12 protein-coding genes are annotated in these 18,314 nt (G+C 70.5%); 10 read left to right on the forward strand and 2 right to left on the reverse strand.

Features of this window, described 5'->3' with window-relative positions; translation table 11 throughout:
- Positions 1-6: 6 nt before the first annotated feature.
- Positions 7-2,850, reverse strand: a complete 2,844-nt coding sequence (locus SK803_RS34400) for a glycoside hydrolase family 3 C-terminal domain-containing protein (protein WP_319970352.1) — start codon at positions 2,848-2,850, stop codon at positions 7-9.
- Between the two features lie 161 nt (positions 2,851-3,011).
- Here SK803_RS34400 and SK803_RS34405 point away from each other — a divergent pair, with 161 nt between their 5' ends.
- The 8 genes from SK803_RS34405 to SK803_RS34440 all read left to right on the forward strand — a co-directional run bounded on the left by SK803_RS34405 (position 3,012) and on the right by SK803_RS34440 (position 15,335).
- On the forward strand, positions 3,012-4,694 hold the full coding sequence (locus SK803_RS34405) for a type 2 periplasmic-binding domain-containing protein (RefSeq protein ID WP_319970353.1): 1,683 nt from the start codon (positions 3,012-3,014) through the stop codon (positions 4,692-4,694).
- Positions 4,691-5,647 carry an ABC transporter permease gene (locus SK803_RS34410; RefSeq protein ID WP_319970354.1) on the forward strand — a complete coding sequence of 319 codons (957 nt, stop codon included), beginning with the start codon at positions 4,691-4,693 and terminating at the stop codon, positions 5,645-5,647. Before SK803_RS34405 ends, SK803_RS34410 begins: the two co-directional genes overlap by 4 nt.
- Positions 5,644-6,621, forward strand: a complete 978-nt coding sequence (locus SK803_RS34415; RefSeq protein WP_319970355.1) for a carbohydrate ABC transporter permease — start codon at positions 5,644-5,646, stop codon at positions 6,619-6,621. The genes SK803_RS34410 and SK803_RS34415 overlap by 4 nt, the downstream gene beginning before the upstream one ends.
- Positions 6,622-6,626: 5 nt before the next feature.
- Positions 6,627-7,655: a LacI family DNA-binding transcriptional regulator gene (locus tag SK803_RS34420; RefSeq protein WP_319970356.1), complete on the forward strand. Its 1,029-nt coding sequence runs from the start codon at positions 6,627-6,629 to the stop codon at positions 7,653-7,655.
- A gap of 62 nt (positions 7,656-7,717) precedes the next feature.
- Entirely contained in the window at positions 7,718-9,745 is a 2,028-nt protein-coding gene (locus SK803_RS34425; protein ID WP_319970357.1) for a glycoside hydrolase family 31 protein, read from the forward strand.
- An 8-nt stretch (positions 9,746-9,753) separates the two neighbouring features.
- The gene (locus SK803_RS34430) at positions 9,754-11,748 is read left to right on the forward strand and encodes a beta-galactosidase (protein ID WP_319970358.1); all 1,995 of its coding nucleotides are present in this window, start codon (positions 9,754-9,756) and stop codon (positions 11,746-11,748) included.
- Positions 11,749-11,846: 98 nt separating this feature from the next.
- Positions 11,847-13,301 carry a glycoside hydrolase family 43 protein gene (locus tag SK803_RS34435; RefSeq protein ID WP_319970359.1) on the forward strand — a complete coding sequence of 485 codons (1,455 nt, stop codon included), beginning with the start codon at positions 11,847-11,849 and terminating at the stop codon, positions 13,299-13,301.
- A 12-nt stretch (positions 13,302-13,313) separates the two neighbouring features.
- Positions 13,314-15,335, forward strand: a complete 2,022-nt coding sequence (locus SK803_RS34440; RefSeq protein WP_319970360.1) for a cellulase family glycosylhydrolase — start codon at positions 13,314-13,316, stop codon at positions 15,333-15,335.
- On the opposite strand, the gene SK803_RS34445 is transcribed toward SK803_RS34440, so the two are convergent.
- Positions 15,336-16,319, reverse strand: a complete 984-nt coding sequence (locus SK803_RS34445) for a LacI family DNA-binding transcriptional regulator (protein WP_319970361.1) — start codon at positions 16,317-16,319, stop codon at positions 15,336-15,338.
- A gap of 97 nt (positions 16,320-16,416) precedes the next feature.
- On the opposite strand from SK803_RS34445, the gene SK803_RS34450 reads away from it, so the two are divergent.
- Together SK803_RS34450 and SK803_RS34455 are read left to right on the forward strand one after the other, a co-directional pair.
- Entirely contained in the window at positions 16,417-17,601 is a 1,185-nt protein-coding gene (locus SK803_RS34450; RefSeq protein WP_319970362.1) for an MFS transporter, read from the forward strand.
- Between the two features lie 212 nt (positions 17,602-17,813).
- On the forward strand, positions 17,814-18,314 hold a 501-nt coding region (locus SK803_RS34455; protein ID WP_319970363.1), incomplete at its 3' end, for a cellulose-binding domain-containing protein.

Raw genomic sequence — 18,314 nt, forward strand, 5'->3', positions numbered from 1 at the left:
CCGGTCTCAGCCGGCCGCCGAGAAGCGGAACGCGGCGAGCCGGAACGTGCCGTGCATCCTCACCCGCAGGTCGTGCACCCCGGACAACGGCGCGGGCAGCGTGGCCGACGCGGTCGCCCACTCGTAGCGGCCACCGGTGACCGGCACCGGGATCTCCGCCAGCAGTCCCTCGTCCGTCCAGAACTCCACGCGCTCGCCGGGATCGCCGTTCTCCCACGCGATCTCGGCCTCGACCCGGACCGCGCCGGAGAGGTCGACGGAGGAGAACCGCAGGGTCGTGGGCCGAGCGGGGTCGGCGGGGGTGACCGCGTCGCCGGTGGTGCGGGTGGCGTCGACGATGGTCACGCCGTCGTGGTCGTCGAAGTCGACGGCCAGGACGCGGCGGCCGACGGCGGTGCGCGGTGCTGGGGCCGGGCCGGCGACGGTGAGCGGTGCGGTGAGCACGACGTTGTCGGCGGAACGGGCGATCAGCACCTCGTAGGCGCCGGGGTCGGCGGTGAAGGCACCCGTTGCCACGTCCCAGTGGGCGAGTTGGTCGGTGGACAGCCGGAAGGTGAGCACGCGGCTCTCGTCCGGGGCCAGGGAGACCTTGCGGAAGTCGGCGAGTCGCAGCCGGGGCGCCTCGTAGCGGGTGCCGAGCGCGCGGACGTAGAGCTGGACCACCTCGCTGCCGGTCCGGGCGCCGGTGTTGGTGAGCGTCACCGAGACGTCGATCGCGCTGTTCCCGGTGACGGTGTCCGCGGACAGGATCAGGTCGCGGTGGGCGAAATCGGTGTAGGAGAGGCCGTGGCCGAACGGGTACAGCGGCGCGGCGCGGTGGTACTGGTAGGTCCAGCCCGCCTTGATGATGTCGTAGTCGAGCGGGTGCGGCAGCTCGTCGTCGCTGCGGTACCAGGTCTGCGGCAGGCGCCCGCCGGGGTCGGTCTCGCCGAGCAGGACGGCGGCCACCGCCCTGCCGGTTTCCTGCCCGCCGTGGGAGGTCCACACCACGGCGGGCAGGTGTTCGTCGGCCCAGTCCAGGGCGTAGGGGTAGCTGCTCATCACGACCAGCGCGGTGTCGCGGCGGACTCCGGCGACCGCGCGCAGCAGCGCCTCCTGGGCGGCGGGCAGTGCGATGCCCGTGCGGTCCTCGGTCTCGCGGCCGTCGATCAGCGGCTGGTTGCCGAGGACCACCACCGCGACGTCCGCGGCCGCGGCGGCGGCCAGTGCTTCGGCGGTGCCGTCGCGCAGCAGCTCGCGCTCCCAGCGCTCGGCGGACTCCGGTGCGTCCGCGCTGAGGCTGACCCGGCCGTCGACCGGGTCGACCACGGCGTACCGGCCGGTCAGCACGTTCTGGAGCAACACGGAGTCGTCCGCGGGCACCAGGCGGAACGTCTCGCGGACGTCCCAGCTCTTGATCTGGTCCTGGTCGGCGGCCAGTGAGTCGTCCGCGCTCTTGAGGCTCAGGTAGCGCCCGGTCTCCGCGGACCGCAGCGTCAGCACGCCGTCGCCCCAGTCGCTGACGTCGAACGCGGTCTTGCCCAGCAGCTCGCCGCTGGTGCGCGAGCGCAGCGCCACCCGGTCGGCGCCGTCCGCGACGACCACCTCGCCGCCGCGATCCCCGAGCACCGCCGCGAGACCGTCGGCGACCGTGACCTGGTACGGCAGCGTGCCGCTGTACCAGTCCTCGCACAGCACGCCGGCGAGCGGGCCGACCACGGCGATGCGCCGGGTGCGGGCCGAGTCGAGCGGCAGGAGTCCGTCGTTGCGCAGCAGCACCACGGACTCGGTCGCGGCCCGGAGCGCGAGGGCGCGGTGTTCCTGGCAGTCGATGACCTCAGGGCCGATGGCGGCGTACGGGTCGAGCCCGGGGTCGAACTCGCCGAGGCGGAAGCGGATCGCCAGCTGCCGCCGCACCGCGCGGTTCACGTCGGCCTCGTCGATCAGGCCGCGGTCCAGTGCCTCGCTCAGCCGCCGGAACGGGGTGGCGCTGTCCTCGCCGTGGTCGGTGAAGCTGTCGATGCCGGCCTTGAGCGCGGCCGCGTGGGACTCGGCGTGGTCGTCGAAGTAGTGCTCGGGGTCGACCAGGTTGGACGGTGCCTCCGCGTCGCTCACCACGAACAGGTCGTGGCCGGTCGGCTCCGCCCAGCGGCGCAGCTCCGTCTCGATGAGCGGGGTGACGTGGCACGGGCGGCCGTTGACCAGGTTGTAGGCGGCCATGGCACCGGTGGCGGCGCCGGAGGCGATCACGGGGCGGAAGGCGGCGAGGTCGTACTCCTGCAGCACCCGCGGGCGCACGCCGGAGGACGTGACGCACCGGTCGTCCTCGTTGTTGTAGGCCAGGAAGTGCTTGAGCACGGGGGCCGTGCGCAGGAACCGGTGGTGGTCGCCCGTCAGTCCCCGGCAGAACGCGGTGCCGAGCCGCGCGGTGTGCAGCGGGTCCTCGGAGTAACCCTCCTCGTTGCGGCCCCAGCGCGGGTCGCGCAGCAGGTTCAGCACCGGCGCCCACGCTTGCAGGCTGTTCGCGCCCGACCCGATGGCGGGCGACCGGTGGTAGTGGAACGCCCTCAGCTCGACCGAGGTGGCCTCGGCGACGCGGCGCACCAGCTCCTCGTCCCAGGTCGCCCCCAGCCCGACCGCCTGCGGGAAGACGGTGGCGACACCCAGCCAGGCGACGCCGTGCAGGGCCTCCGACCCGGTGCGGAACGCGGCGACCCCCAGCCGCGGCACGGCGGGCGAGTACTGGTGCAGCATCGCGATCCGTTCGTCGAGCGTGAGCCGCCCGAGCAGGTCGTCGATGCGCTTGCGCGCAGGCAGCGCCGGGTCGTGGAAAGGCAGCCGATCGGCGGCGGGCACAGACTCGGAAACCACGTGGTAACCCTTCAGGTCGGCGCTAGCGGTGAAGCGTTTCGACGGTGGCACGACCAGGTTTCTGCTGTCAACGGGCTTGTTTCGTGCGACGTACGTCACTACCGTGCCGGGAATCTGTTTAAGCGCTTCGACACTTCGACGACGAAGGATCGGGTTCCGTCATGGGCAACGAGTTGAACCGCAGAAGCTTCCTCAACGCCGCCGTCTCGGCCGCAGGGCTCGTCGCGATGGGGCCGCTGCTGTCCGCCTGCGGCGGTGGCCCGGCCCAGCGGGCGGGTGTGGGTTCCGAGGCCGCCCTCAAAGCCGTGTTACCGGCCTACGTGCCGAACACGTCGATCAAACCGGACATCGCGTCCGTCGCGGGCGGCCCCGACGTGCTGACGAACCCCGGCTTCCTCAGCTACCCGACCAACCGGGTCGCCACCGTGTCCGGTGTCCCCGGCAAGGGCGGCAAGTACTCGGCGGTCACGCCGCTGTGGGGGACCATCCCGCCGGCTGACAACGCGTTCTACCAGGCCATGAACAAGGCTCTGGGCGTCCAGCTGGAGATGAAACCGGCCGACGGCAACACCTACAACACCATCATCCCGACGATGACGGCCTCGAAGCGGCTGCCCGACTGGATCCAGCTCCCGACCTGGTGGAACTCCCAGATGAACGTCGGCGGCCTGGTGGGGAACCAGCTCGCGGACCTGACGCCGTACCTGTCCGGCGACAACATCAAGAAGTACCCCAACCTCGCGGCCATCCCGACCTCCGCGTGGCGGACCGGTGCCTGGGGCGAGAAGTTGTACGGGATCCCCTCGTTCGCCACCGGATTCCAGATCGCGGGTCTCCTCTACTACCGCCACGACGTCTTCGACGCCAGGGGGATCAAGGCCGACCAGGTGAAGTCCGCCGACGACCTGATGAACCTCGGCAAGGAGCTGACCGACGCCAAGAACGGCGTGTGGGCGTTCGACGACATCTACCGCTACGTCTACACGTCCTTCGGCGCGCCGCTGAAGTGGCGGGTGGACAACGGAAAGCTGGTCCACCTGTACGAGACCGAGGAGTTCCTCGCGGCACTCGACTGGTGCAACCGGCTCGCGGCCGCGGGTTACGTGCACCCCGACGCGCTTGCGGGCGACAACGCCAACGGCAACACCCGGTTCTACGGCGGCAAGACGCTGATCACGAGTGGTGGCACGGGGGCGTGGAACCTCGCCGACTCCCAGTCCGGCAAGGCCGCCAACCCGAACTTCCGGCGCGGCGGGCTGAACGTCTTCTCCGCCGACGGCAAGAGCGAACCGCGGGTCTACATGGGCGCGGGCGCCAGCATCATGAGCTATCTCAACGTCAACCTGAAGCCAGAACAGATCGAGGAGTGCCTGGCCGTCGCGAACTACCTCGCCGCGCCGTTCGGCTCCGCCGAGTTCACGATGGTCAACTTCGGCGTCGAGGGCACCCACTTCACCATGGTCGACGGCGTGCCGACCGCCACCGAGGCCGGCAAGAAGGAAGTCCAGGCGCAGACCTACCCGTTCCTGGCCGCCGCGGCCGCCGCCGTCAGCAACCCCGGCGCGGACGTCGTCACCAAGGACTACACCTCCTGGCAGATCGCCAACGTGAAGGCGCTGGTCAAGCCGGTCTTCTGGAACATGAACATCAGCATGCCCCAGGCGCAGGCCACGGCGGACGCCGGTCAGCAGGTCGAGGACGCGATCAAGGACTGCTACCACGGCAAGAAGAAGGTGTCCGAGGTCAAGGATGCCGTGGCCAGCTGGAAGACCAGTGGTGGTGGCGACAAGCTGATCCAGTGGACGAATGACAACGTCCTGCAGAAGCACGGCACCGGACAGTGACCACGACGACCACGGCGCGGCCGGACCTCACGAGGCGACCGGCGCGGCTGAGCTGGCGGGTGCGGCTGCGCCGCGACCGGTCGCTGATCCTGATGACGCTGCCCGCCGTCGTCCTGCTGCTGGTCTTCAACTACGTCCCGCTGTTCGGGCTCGTCACGGCGTTTCAGGAGTACGACCCGCTGGCGGGCGTCTGGTACAGCACGTGGGCGGGTCTCGACCAGTTCCAGCGGCTGTTCGGTGACCCGCTGTTCTGGAACGCGGTGCGGAACACGCTGTACCTGAGCTTCGTCCAGCTGATCCTGTTCTTCCCGGTCCCGATCGCGCTGGCGCTGCTGCTCAACTCGGTGCTGTCGCCGCGGGTGCGCAACTTCGTCCAGTCCGTCGTCTACCTGCCGCACTTCTTCTCGTGGGTGCTGGCCATCACGATCTTCCAGCAGATGCTCGGCGGCGCGGGTGCGCTCAACCACTTCCTGCGCAACAACGACATCGGTACCTGGGACGTCATGACGAACCCGGACACCTTCGCGCTGCTGGTCTCCTCCCAGGTGATCTGGAAGGAGGCCGGCTGGGGGATCATCGTCTTCCTGGCCGCGCTCGCCGCCATCAACACCGACCTCTACGAGGCGGCGGCGGCGGACGGCGCCGGACGATGGCGGCGGTTGTGGCACATCACCCTGCCCGGCCTGCGCGGCGTCATCGTGCTGATGCTGGTGCTGCGCCTGGGCAACGCGCTGACCGTCGGATTCGAGCAGTTCCTCATCCAGCGCGACGCGGTCGGCTACGACACGGCCGACGTGCTCGACACCTTCTCGTTCTACTACGGCATCGCCACCGGCGACTACAGCTACGGCGCGGCGGCGGGCCTGTTCAAGAGCGTGATCTCGCTGCTGCTCATCTGGGGTGCGAACAAGATGGCGCACGCCTTCGGTGAAGACGGGTTGTACCGGAAATGACCGACACACTCAGCGTCGTCGAACGCATGAGCGCGACCGCGGTCGCGCCGGAACCACTCGTCCGCCGCAAGCGGCGCGGCAACCGCCCGGCCTGGGAGGAACCGCCGACCGTCGTCGGCGAGGCCGCCAAGGGCGTGACCCTCACCGGTGTGCTGCTCGTGATGCTGGTGCCGTTGTGGATCATCGTGGTGACCAGCCTGTCCACCCAGGGCGCGGTCAACCGCGCGGGCGGCCTCGTGCTCTGGCCGGGCGAGGTGACCTTCGAGGCCTACCGGGTCATGCTGCAGGACGCGACGGTGCGCAACGCTCTGGTGGTGAGCCTGGGGATCACGGCGGTCGGCACGGTCGTGTCGATGGTGGTCTCGGTCATGTGCGCCTACGGCCTGTCCCGTTCGCGGTCGTTCGCGCACCGCTTCCTGCTGACCCTGTTGATCGTCACCATGTTCGTCAACGGCGGCCTGATCCCCACCTTCCTGGTCGTCACCGGGCTGGGCGGCTACGGCCAGCTGTGGGCGCTGATCCTGCCGAGCGCGGTGTCCGTCTTCAACATCCTGATCCTGCGGTCCTTCTACTCCAGCACCTCGGTCGACCTGATCGAGGCCGCGCGGATCGACGGCGCGGGCGACTGGCGGATCCTGTGGTCGATCGTGCTGCCGACCTCGCGTGCGGTGACGGCGGTGATGGCGCTGTTCTACGGCGTCGGCTACTGGAACTCCTTCTTCAACGTGATGATGTACATGCCCACGGACAGCGAGAAATGGCCGCTGCAGTACGTGCTCTACACGTACGTCAACCGCGGCAACGGCATGCCGGGCTCGGTCAACTCGGGCTTCGGCACCGCGTTGTCCCAGACCGCGCCGCTGTCGTTGCAGATGGCAGTGGTGGTGCTGACTCTCGTGCCGTTGCTCATCGTCTATCCGTTCGTGCAGAAGCACTTCCGCACGGGCGTCCTGACCGGCGCGATCAAGGGTTGACGCACATGGTGACCATTGCCGACGTGGCCAGGCATGCGGGCGTGTCGTCCAGCACGGTGAGCTACGTGCTGAGCGGCAAGCGCTCGATCTCCGAGGAGACCCGGCGCCGGGTCCAGATCTCCGTGCGGGAGCTCGGCTACCACCCGCACGCCGGCGCGCGGGCCCTGGCCGCCCGGCGGTCGCACGTCGTCGCGCTGATGGTGCCGCTGCGCACCGACGTCTACGTCCCGGTCATGATGGAGATCGCGATCTCGGTGACCATGGCGGCCCGTCAGCACGGCTACGACGTACTGCTGATCACCAACGACGAGGGACCGGCCGGGGTGAAGCGGATCGCGGCCAGCGGCCTCGCCGACGGCGTGATCCTGATGGACGTCGAACTGGACGACGAGCGCATCCCGGTGCTGCGGGCCCAGGGCACCCAGGCCACGCTCATCGGCCTGGCGGAGGACGGCCGCGGACTGTCCTGTGTGGACCACGACTTCGCCGCCGCCGGTGCGGTGTGCGCGGACCACCTGGCCGATCTGGGCCATCGCGAGATCGCGTTCATCGGCTACGGCTCCGGCGTCTACCACCGGCACGCCGGCTACGCCGAACGTACCCTCACCGGTTTCCGCGACCGGGCGGAGCAGCGCGGTCTGCGGTTCCTGCACCGGTCCTGCGAGGGCACCTACGAGAGCACCGCGGGAACGCTCTCCCGCGTCCTCGCGGACCGGCCGGGCACCACCGGTTTCGTGGTGCAGAACGAAGGCGCGATCGGGCCGCTGCTCACGTTGCTGCGCATGAGCGGCCGCACCGTGCCCGAGGACGCCTCGGTGATCGCGCTCTGCCAGGACCAGCTCGCTGAGCAGTTCGCCCCCAGACTCACCGCGGTCACCGGCTCCGCGCAGACCCTCGGCCGGGTCGCCGTCGAGCAGGTCATGCGCAGGCTCGCCGCGGCGGGTGGCGGCGACCGCCCGGCCGACGAACGGGTGCTGCTCACGCCCGCCCTGACCATCCGGGACAGCACGGGGCCCGCGCCGCGCCAGCCCTGACCGCCGCCTGACGCCCGCTGTCCCGTTCATCCACACCGAAGACGAACCGCGAGGAGCGGCGCATGCCCATGCACTTCCGAGACCTCGGCGACGCACTCGAATGGCGCGCCAGAGGCGAGACCCTCCGCGTCGAGGTGTGGGGCCAGGACGCCGTCCGGGTCCGGGCCACGCCGGGTGGGCCGTTGCTCGACGGACTGCCGGGCGCCCTGCTCGGCACGGCACCGGACGGTGGCGCGGCGGAGATCAAGATCGCCGAGCACCACGCGACCCTCGTCAACGGCAGGCTGACCGTCCGGATCGACGCCGACACCGAGGGCAAGCTCACCCCGGAGCTCGGCGCGTCCGCGGGCAGGCTGACGTTCCTCAGCACCGAGGACGGCACCGAGATCCTCGCCGAGCAGCCCGCCCACTTCTGGTGGCCTGGACCGCGTCTCGCCACCGCGACCGGCAACGGCCACCACCGGCTCGAACAGCGTTTCCGCGCCTACCAAGGAGAACGGCTCTACGGCCTGGGCCAGCACACCCACGGCATGCTGAACCAGAAGGGCGCGGTCATCGACCTCGTCCAGCGCAACGCCGAGGTCACCATCCCGCTGGTGATCTCCGATCGCGGCTACGGGCTGCTGTGGAACTCGCCCGCGATCGGGCGGGTGGAACTGGCGGAGACCGGCACGCGGTGGGTGTCCGACAGCGCCCGCCAGATCGACTACTGGATCACCGCCGGTCAGCCGGCCGAGGTGCTGAGCCGCTACGCCGACGCGACGGGGCACTCACCGGAGTTGCCGGAGTGGGCTTCGGGTTTCTGGCAGTGCAAGCTGCGCTATCGCACCCAGGACGAGCTGATGGAGGTCGCGCGCGAGTACAGGCGGCGCGGGCTGCCGTTGTCCGTGATCGTCTGCGACTTCTTCCACTGGACGCATCTCGGTGAGTGGAAGTTCGATCCCGCCGAGTGGCCGGACCCGGCGGCGATGGTGCGCGAGCTGGACGAGATGGGCGTCAAGCTGATGGTGTCGGTCTGGCCGTCGGTGAGCCCGGCGAGCGAGAACTACCACCCGATGCTGGACCAGGGTCTGTTCATCGGCACCGAGTTCGGGCCGATGGCGCACGCGGACTGGCCGGACAAGGGGCTCGGCGCGTACTCCGCCCAGGTCGCCTTCTACGACGCGACCAACCCCGAGGCCCGCGAGTACGTGTGGCAACGCATCCGGCGCGGTTACCACGAGCTCGGCGTCAAGGTGTTCTGGCTGGACGCCGGTGAACCCGAGCTCAAGCCGGGGCACCAGTACAACCTGCGCTACCACGCCGGTCCCGGTCTGGAGGTGGGCAACCTCTACCCCCGCGAGAACGCCCGCACCGTCCACGACGGACTGCGCGCGGCGGGGGAGAGCGAGATCATCTCGCTCAACCGCTCCACCTGGGCGGGTGCGCAGCGGTACGGGGCCGCGCTGTGGTCCGGTGACATCGCCACGGACTTCGCCTCGCTGCGCACCCAGATCAAGGCCGGCCTGAACGTGATGATGTCGGGCATCCCCTGGTGGACAACGGACATCGGTGGCTTCCACGGAGGCGACCCCGACGACCCCGCCTACCGCGAGGTCCTCGTGCGCTGGTTCCAGTACGGCACCTTCTGCCCGCTGTTCCGCCTGCACGGTTTCCGCGGCGACGAGCAGGTGCTGGAGCCCGCGATGACCGGTCTGGCCAACGAGGTCTGGTCCTACGGCGAGGAGGCGTACGAGATCCTCGCCGGGCACCTCCGGCTGCGGGAACGCCTGCGTCCCTACGTGATGCAGCAGATGCGCACGACCTCCGACACCGGTGTGCCGCCGATGCGGCCGGTGTTCCTGGAGTTCCCCGGCGACCTCGGCGCGTGGGACGTCGAGGACGCGTTCCTGCTCGGTGCCGACCTGCTCGTGGCTCCGATCACCGAGGCGGGTGCGCGGGAGCGGGACGTGTATCTCCCCGTCGGTGCCCGGTGGACCGACGCGTGGACCGGCGAGGAGCACGAGGGCGGGCGGACGGTGACCGTCGCCGCCCCGATCGAACGCATCCCGCTGTTCCTGCGCGACGACGCCCGTCTGCCCCTGCGATAGGAGGAGGCATGACGACCCGTCGTCTCGTCGAACGGTTGCAGGGGCTCGCTTTCGGCGGCGACTACAACCCGGAGCAGTGGGACGAACCGGTGTGGAAGGAGGACGACGAGCTGATGCGCAGGGCCGGGGTCAACCTGGCCACGGTCGGCGTGTTCTCCTGGGCGCTGCTCGAACCGGAGGAGGGCCGCTACGACTTCGGGTGGCTCGACGCGCACCTGGACCGCCTGCACGCCAACGGTGTCGCCGTCGACCTGGCCACGCCGACCGCCTCGCCGCCCCCGTGGTTCACGCTGGCGCACCCGGACGCCCTGCCGGTCACCCCCGGCGGCACCCGGCTGGTCCACGGCAGCCGCGACACCTACTGCCTCAGCGCCCCGGCCTACCGCGAGGCGGCCCGGCGCATCGCCTCCGCCCTCGCGGAACGTTATGGCGACCACCCGGCGCTCGCGCTGTGGCACGTGCACAACGAGTACGTCACGTTGTGCTGGTGTGAGCACACCGCCGCCGCGTTCCGGGTCTGGTTGCAGGCCCGGCACGGTTCGCTGGACGCGCTCAACGAGGCGTGGGGGACGGCGTTCTGGGGCCAGCGGTACGGCAGCTGGGAGCAGGTCCTGCCGCCGCGCGCCACCCAGTGGCACCGCAATCCCGGTCTCACGCTGGACTTCAGCCGGTTCTTCTCCGACGAGGTGATCGCCGCCTACGCCGAGCAGCGCGACGCGATCCGCGCGCACAGCGACCGGCCGGTGACGACCAACATGATGCAGCCCGGCTACCAGAACGTCGACCTGTGGGCGCTGGGCCGCGAGGTCGACCTGGTCGCGATCGACCACTACCCGGACCGGCAGGGCCTCGGCGCCGCCGCGGACGTCGCGTTCGCCGCCGACCGCGCCCGCTCGCTCGCGGGTGGTGCGCCGTGGCTGCTGATGGAACAGGGCACCAGCACCGTCTACGCCGGCGATCGGACGCTGGCCAAGGAACCCGGCGACATCCTGCGGCACTCCCTCGGCCACATCGCGCGCGGGTCGGAGGGGGCGTTGTTCTTCCAGTGGCGCCAGTCGAAGGCGGGTGCCGAGCAGTGGCACTCGGGGATGGTCCCGCACGCCGGTCCGGACAGCCGGGTCTTCGCCGAGGTGACGGAGACCGGCGCGGCCGTCGCCCGGCTCGCCGAGCTGGCGGGATCGACCGTCACGGCCCAGGTGGCCGTGCTGCACGACTCCGACGCGTGGTGGGCGATGAACTCGGACGGCCTGCCCTCGTCCGAGCTCGACTACCACTCCGCACTGCGGGGCGCCCACCGCGCGTTGTGGGACGCCGGGGTGGTGACCGACTTCGCGCACCCGGAGGTGGACCTGAGCCGGTACCGGCTGGTGCTGGCCCCGGCGCTGTTCCTGTTGTCCGACACCGGCGCGGCGAACCTGCGCCGCTACGTCGCGGACGGAGGCACGCTGCTCTTCCAGCACTTCGGCGGGGTCGTCGACGACCGCGTGCACGCCCGGCTCGGCGGCTACCCGGCCGCACCCCTGCGGGAGGCGCTGGGCATCCGGGTCGAGGAGTACCGGCCACTGGGGCGCGACGAGCGGATCACCCTCTCCGACGGCTCGCACGGCACCGCCTGGAGCGAGTCCGTCCGGGCGGTGGGCGCCGAGACGGTCGTCGCCTACACCCACGGCATGCTCGCCGGATCCCCGGCGCTCACCCGGTACGGCTACGGCGGGGGAGAGGGCTGGTACCTGTCCACCCGCCTCGACGACGCGGACTACGCGGCACTGGTCGCCCGGCTGCTGGACGCCGCCGGCGTCGGCCCGGTGCTGCCGGGACTGCCGTCCGGCGTCGAGGCCGTCACCCGCCACGGCGAGGACGGCCGCCGCTGGCACGTCGTGCTCAACCACAGCGCCGAACCCGTTTCCCTGTCCGGAAACGCGCACGACCTGCTCACGGGCGGACCGGTGGAGGACCTGCCGCCGGGCGGGTGCGCGGTGCTGCGGGAAGGACCGGCGCGATGACCACGATCCGGCGACGACACCGCGACGCCACTCGCGGTCACGATGCCCACCGCGCCCTCGGCCGTCCTGCACCGGCTCACGACCAGAGGAGTTGACGGGTGACCACCCCAGTGCTCCCGGGCATGCACCCCGATCCCAGCGTGTGCCGGGTCGGGGAGGACTACTACCTGGTGTGCTCCAGCTTCGAGCACTTCCCCGGCGTCCCGGTCTTCCACAGCAGGGACCTGGTGCGGTGGAAGCAGATCGGCAACGCGCTGGACCGGCCGAGTCAGCTGCTCCTGACCGCGGAAACGCCTTCGTCAGCGGGGATCTACGCGCCGACGCTGCGCCACCACGACGGCCGGTTCTGGCTGGTCGTCACCAGCGTGAGCCACGGCGGCGGCAACATGATCTTCACCGCCACCGATCCGGCAGGGCCGTGGTCCGACCCGATCCCGCTGCCCGCGGTCGGCGGCATCGATCCGGACCTCGCGTGGGACGACGACGGCAACTGCTGGTGCACGGTCGCCGGGGTGCGGCAGTACCGCATCGACCCGGCCACCGGTGAGACGTTCGGCGAGCCGCGCCCGCTGTGGTCCGGCACGCCCGGCGCCAAGGCACCGGAGGCACCGCACCTGTACCGGATCGGCGACCACTGGTACCTGCTGATCGCCGAAGGCGGCACCGAACGGGGGCACGCCGTCTCGATCGCCCGCGGCCCGGCGCCGGACGGTCCGTTCGAACCGTGCCCTGCCAACCCGATCCTCAGCCACCGCAGCACCTACGAGCCCGTCCAGAACACCGGTCACGCGGATCTGGTGCAGGGGCCCGATGGGTCGTGGTGGATGGTGTTGCTCGGCGTGCGACCCGGCGGCGGCACCCCCGGCTGGCACGTGCTCGGCAGGGAGACCTTCCTGGCGCCGGTGAGCTGGGTCGGCGACTGGCCGGTGGTCGGGGAGCTGGTGCAGGGACCTGCCAGTTCGGAGACGGAGCTGGACGACTTCGACGACAACGAACTCCAGCCGTGCTGGGTGTCGTTGCGCGACCGTTCCGAGCAGCACTGCACCACGAAGGAACGCTCCGGCTGGCTGACGTTGCACGCCCGCGGGTCCTCTTTGGATGATCCCGCGGTCGTGTTCGCCGGCCGGCGCCAGCAGCACCTGTCGTGCCGTGCTCGCGCGCTGATCGATCCGTCGGAAGGCAGCGGTGGCCTCGCGGTCCGGTTGGACGAGGACCACCACTACGAGATCGAGGTGGCGTCCGGAGAGGTGCGGGTCCTTGCCCGCATCGGTCCGCTGCGGACTGTGGTGGCGACCCGGCCCGCGCCGGGCGGACCGCTGGTCCTCGGTGTCCAGGTGGACGAGGCGCGAGAACTCCGGGACTCGCGCTCCGGCCCGGACACCCTGTCCTTCGGCGTCGAGGAATCCGACGGCACGTTCACCCCGCTCGCCACGCTCGACGGCAAGTACCTCTCGACCGAGGTGGCCGGCGGCTTCACCGGCCGCGTCATCGGCATGTACGCGGCCGACGGCACCGTCCACTTCGACTGGTTCGACTACCAGCCGTTCAACTGATTGCGAGGGTTCATGTTCGGAGCACGCCGCAACACACGAACAGTTCTCGGTGTCGCGCTGGCCGGGATCACCGTCCTGGCGACGGCCGTGGCACCGGCGACCGCCGTCGCGGCGGAGACCGGCTGCAAGGTCACCTACTCGGTGACGGGCCAGTGGCAGGGCGGCTTCAAGGCCGACGTCGCCGTCACCAACCTCGGTGCCGCCGTCGACGGCTGGAAGCTGCGATGGGAGTGGCCGTCCGGCCAGCAGGCCGGGAACGCCTGGAACGCGAAGATCACCGAGTCGGGCGGCCAGGTCACCGCCGCCAACGTCGGCCAGAACGCCAGGATCGCGTCGCAGGCGACGGTGAAGTTCGGTTTCACGGGCATCTGGGACCACGCCAACACGGCGCCGTTGTCGTTCTCGCTCAACGGTGTCACGTGCGTTCACGGCGGGAAACAGCTCACCGCGACAGAGCAGGTGGCGGCGATGGAACCGGGGTGGAACCTCGGCAACACGCTGGACTCGACCGGCAGCGAGGAGACGTCGTGGGGCAACCCGCGCATCACCGAAGAGCTGCTGGACAACGTGAAGGCGCAGGGCTTCAGGAGCATCCGCCTTCCGGTCACCTGGAGCGCGCACCTCGGCCAGGGGCCGGACTTCCAGATCGAGCCGGCGTACCTGGCCCGCGTCGAGGAGGTCGTCCGCTGGGCGTTGGCGCGCGATCTGTACGTCCTGGTCAACATTCACCACGACTCGTGGCAGTGGATCTGGAGGATGCCCGCGGAGCACGATCTCGTGCGCACGCGGTTCGACAAGATCTGGACGCAGCTGGCGGGCGCCTTCGCCGAGTTCGGGCCCAGGCTGACGTTCGAGAGCTGGAACGAGCCGCAGTTCACCGGGAGCACGGGCAAGCCGCAGGAAATACAGCTGAACAACGAGCTGAACGCGTCGTTCCGCGACATCGTGCGCCGGTCGGGCGGCAACAACGCCACCCGTCTGCTGGTGTTGCCGACCCTGCACACCACCTCGGAGCAGGCGTACATCGACCCGGTGGTGGAGCAGATCCGCGGGTTCGGCGACCCCAACATCGCCGCGACCGTGCACTACTACGGCTACTGGCCGTTCAGCGTGAACATCGCGGGTGGCACGCGCTTCGACGCGGGAGTGCAGAAGGACATCACCGACACGTTCGACCGCGTGCACAACAGCTTCATCGCACGCGGCATCCCGGTGATCCTCGGTGAGTACGGCCTGCTGGGCTTCGATCGGCACACCGGGACCATCGAGCAGGGCGAGAAGCTGAAGTTCTTCGAGTACCTCGGCTACTACGCGCGTACCAAGAAGATCACCACGATGTTGTGGGACAACGGCCAGCACCTCGGTCGCACGTCGTTCCAGTGGAGCGATCCCCAGCTCTTCGCGCAGATCAAGTCGAGCTGGACGACCCGATCCGGCACCGCGTTCACCGACCAGGTGTTCAACGCGAAGTCGAGTGACATCACCGCCAAGACGATCGCGTTGAACCTCAACGGCACATCGTTCTCGGGGCTGTACAACGGAAACATCGCGCTGACACGTGGCCGTGACTACACGGTCGACGGCGATCGGCTCACCCTGACCGCCTCGGCGCTGACCAGGCTGAGCGGCTCGCGGGGCTACGGCACGAACGCGGTGCTGACGGCCAAGTTCTCCCAGGGCGTGCCGTGGCGGTTCTACGTCATCACCCATGACACGCCGGTGTTGTCCGGCGCGACCGGGACGACGGCCAAGTTCGAGATCCCGACCGCCTTCCGCGGCGACCAACTCGCCACGATGGAGGCCAAGTACGACGACGGCACCTTCGCCGGGCCGAACGACTGGACGTCCTTCAAGGAGTACGACAGGACTTTCACGCCCAACTACCCGGACGGCAAGACCACTCTGACACCGGACTTCTTCGGCGCCGTCAAGGACGGCCAGCGGGTGACACTGACGTTCCACTACTGGAGTGGTGCCAAGGTCACCTACTACGTCACCAAGTCGGGCGGTGCGGTCACCGGCACGACCGCGTGATCACGCGCTTTCGCGGACGACGAGCGTGGAGGAGAAGAACGTCACCGGGCTGATGTCGCGGGAGCCGAGCACCGCTCGCACGGCTCCCGCGGCGATGTCCTCGACCGGGTGCGTGGTCGTGGTCAGCGCCGGGCGGCTCAGGCCGGCGAACGGGATGTCGTCGAACCCGGCGACCGCCACGTCTCCCGGGACGTCGACGCCCAGCCCGCGCAACCCGTCGAGCACGCCCAGCGCCGTGAGGTCGCTGAGCGCGAACACCGCGTCGGTGTCCGGCCACCGCGCCATGATCTCGACGGCCGCCTCGGCGCCGCGCGCCGCGGTGAAGTCGCCGGGCACCACCCGCACCTCGCCACCGCTGTCCCGCACGACCCGCCGGTAGGCGTCGACGGCGCGGTCTCCGCACGGCAGCCAGGACGGCCCGGTGACCATCGCGATCCGGCTCCGGCCGGTGCGCACCAGGTGGCGCACGACCCCGTCGGTGCCGTTGCGGTTGTCGACGTCGAACGACGGCACGTCGCGCGAGCCGACCCCGATGGCGGCGACCCGGCCGCGCAGTGACCGCGGCACCGTCTCGAGCGCGGGCCTGGTCGGGTTGATCACGACCAGGCCGCCGAGCCCGCGGCTGCCGGCGAGCCGTGCGAGCGAGGCCGGTTCGTGCAGGGGCAGCCAGTGCAGGGAGACCCCGACCTCGTGCTCGGCGGCCGTGGTCGCGGCCGCCGCCAGCGCCCGGCCGACGTACGGGTCGTCGAGCACGGCGGCGGTGCGGCCGATGACGGCGACGGCGAGGCGCGTGCCGCCGCGGGTGACCAGGGCGCGCGCGGCGGCGTCCGGCACGTAGCCGAGTTCGGCCACGGCCGCGGCGACCCGGTCGCGCGCCTTCGGTGATGCCGGGCCCTGGCCGGTGACCACCCGTGAGGCGGTCGCCCGGGACACGCCTGCGGCCCTGGCCACGTCGTCGAGTGTCGCGATGCGATTTGCCGTCATCGCGTCAGTATTGCTGTGGAAGCGCTTCCACGGGTGGGGTGTGTTTCCCTGGATCGAAACACAGGCGCGCCGATCTCGCGCCTGGAGAGGAGAACGGATGACGGACACGTTGCCGCGCAGCCAGGTCCGCGCCGCCGCGGCCGGTGTCGCCGTCACGTTCGGACTGAACGGGGTGGCCGTGGCGACCTGGTTCGCCCGCGTGCCTGCCGCCCGCGACGCGCTCGGCCTGACCTCGGGTGAGCTGGGCCTGCTGTTGCTGGCGATGTCGCTGGGCGCGTGCCTGGCGATGATCACGGCGGGTGAGGCGACGCACCGGCTCGGCCCGCGGCGCACGGTGTGCGTGTCAGCGGTGGTGGTGGGGATCGGTCTCTCGCTGGCCGGAGCCGGGATCGGAGCCCTGCCGTCGGTGCCGTTGACGGCGGCGGGGATCTTCGTGCTCGGGTACGGGTCCGGCCTGTGCGACGTCGCGATGAACGTCGAGGCCGCGGAGGTGGAACGCGCGCTCGGGCGGACGGTGATGTCCCGGTTCCACGCCATGTGGAGCCTGGGCACCGTCGCCGCCGCCGGGCTCGCGTCACTGGCGGCGTGGGTGGTCCTGCCGGTGACCGCGCATCTGGCCGGCGTGGCCGCGGTGGCCGCGGGCGGCACGTTGGTCGCGGCGCGGACCTTCCGGTTCGGCGGTGAGGCGTCGCACGGCCGCGGTAGCGGGGTCATGGCCGCGTGGCGGGAACCCCGCACGCTGCTGATCGGCCTGCTCGTGCTGGTGCTGGCGTTCACCGAGGGCACCGCGAACGACTGGGTGGCGGTGGCGTTCGTCGACGGCTACCGGTTCGACGCCGCGGAGGGCGCGCTGGTGTTCGGCGTGTTCGTCACGACGATGACCTTCGGCCGCATCGCCGGCACGATCGCGCTGGACCGCTGGGGCCGGGTGCGGGTGCTGATCACGACCATGCTGCTGGCGGCAGCCGGAGTGGCGGTGGCGGTGTTCGGTGGATCCCCGGTGGTGGCCGTCGCCGGTGTCGCCCTGTGGGGACTCGGTACCGCGCTGGGCTTCCCGGTCGGCATGAGTGCCGCGGCGGACGACCCCGGGCGCGCGGCCGCCAGGGTCAGCGTGGTCGCGGTCATCGGCTACACGGCGTTCCTCGCCGGGCCGCCGCTCGTCGGCCTCCTCGGCGACCGGGTGGGTGTCCTGCGCGCACTGTTGGTGGTCCCACTGCTGTTGTTACCGGCACTGGCACTTGTGCCGTCGCTGCGCGGCCCTGGCCGGTCCGCGGAGAGCTGACCCCGGCTTTTCCTCTTCTGGGACCGTTCCCAGAATTCCACTCGAACAGAGCAGTAAGAGAATCGGGCAGACGAACCTGTTGTCCGCCATTCGGCGTCCTGCGCTGTGTCATTGAGTGCATGAGCGGTTACACCGCGTCTCGGTTGGCCCAAGTGACCCGCGTTACAGTGCCGTGAAATCTGGGAGCGCTCCCAGGGTCGAGAGGCGGCGGCATGGCTCGACGACGAGCAATGGCATTGGCGGTCGCGGTGGCGACTGTGGTCGGTGGTGCGCCCGCTGTGGCGGCACCGGCCGCGGTCGCGTGCACCGTCACCTACGAGATCACCAACGAGTGGAACACCGGTTTCGGTGCCACGGCGACGATCCGCAACGACGGCGACGTGATGGACGGCTGGCGGCTGACGTGGACGTTCCCCGACGGGCAGCGTGTCACGCAGGGCTGGAACGGCACGTTCAGTCAGACCGGTGCCGCGGTGACCGTGACGAATCCGGACTGGGCGCGGACGATCCCCGCGGGCGGTTCGGCACAGGTCGGCTTCAACGGCAGCAAGGGTTCGGCGAACCGGCCCCCGACCGATTTCGCGGTCAACGGCGTGGCGTGCACCGGCCCCAACCAGCCGCCGTCCGTGGCGCTGACCGCGCCGGTCACGGGCGGCACCTACACGCTGCCCGCGACGATTCCGCTGGCGGCGACCGCGCAGGATTCCGACGGT

The organism is Lentzea miocenica, from assembly GCF_033949945.1.
Lineage (GTDB): Bacteria > Actinomycetota > Actinomycetes > Mycobacteriales > Pseudonocardiaceae > Lentzea > Lentzea miocenica.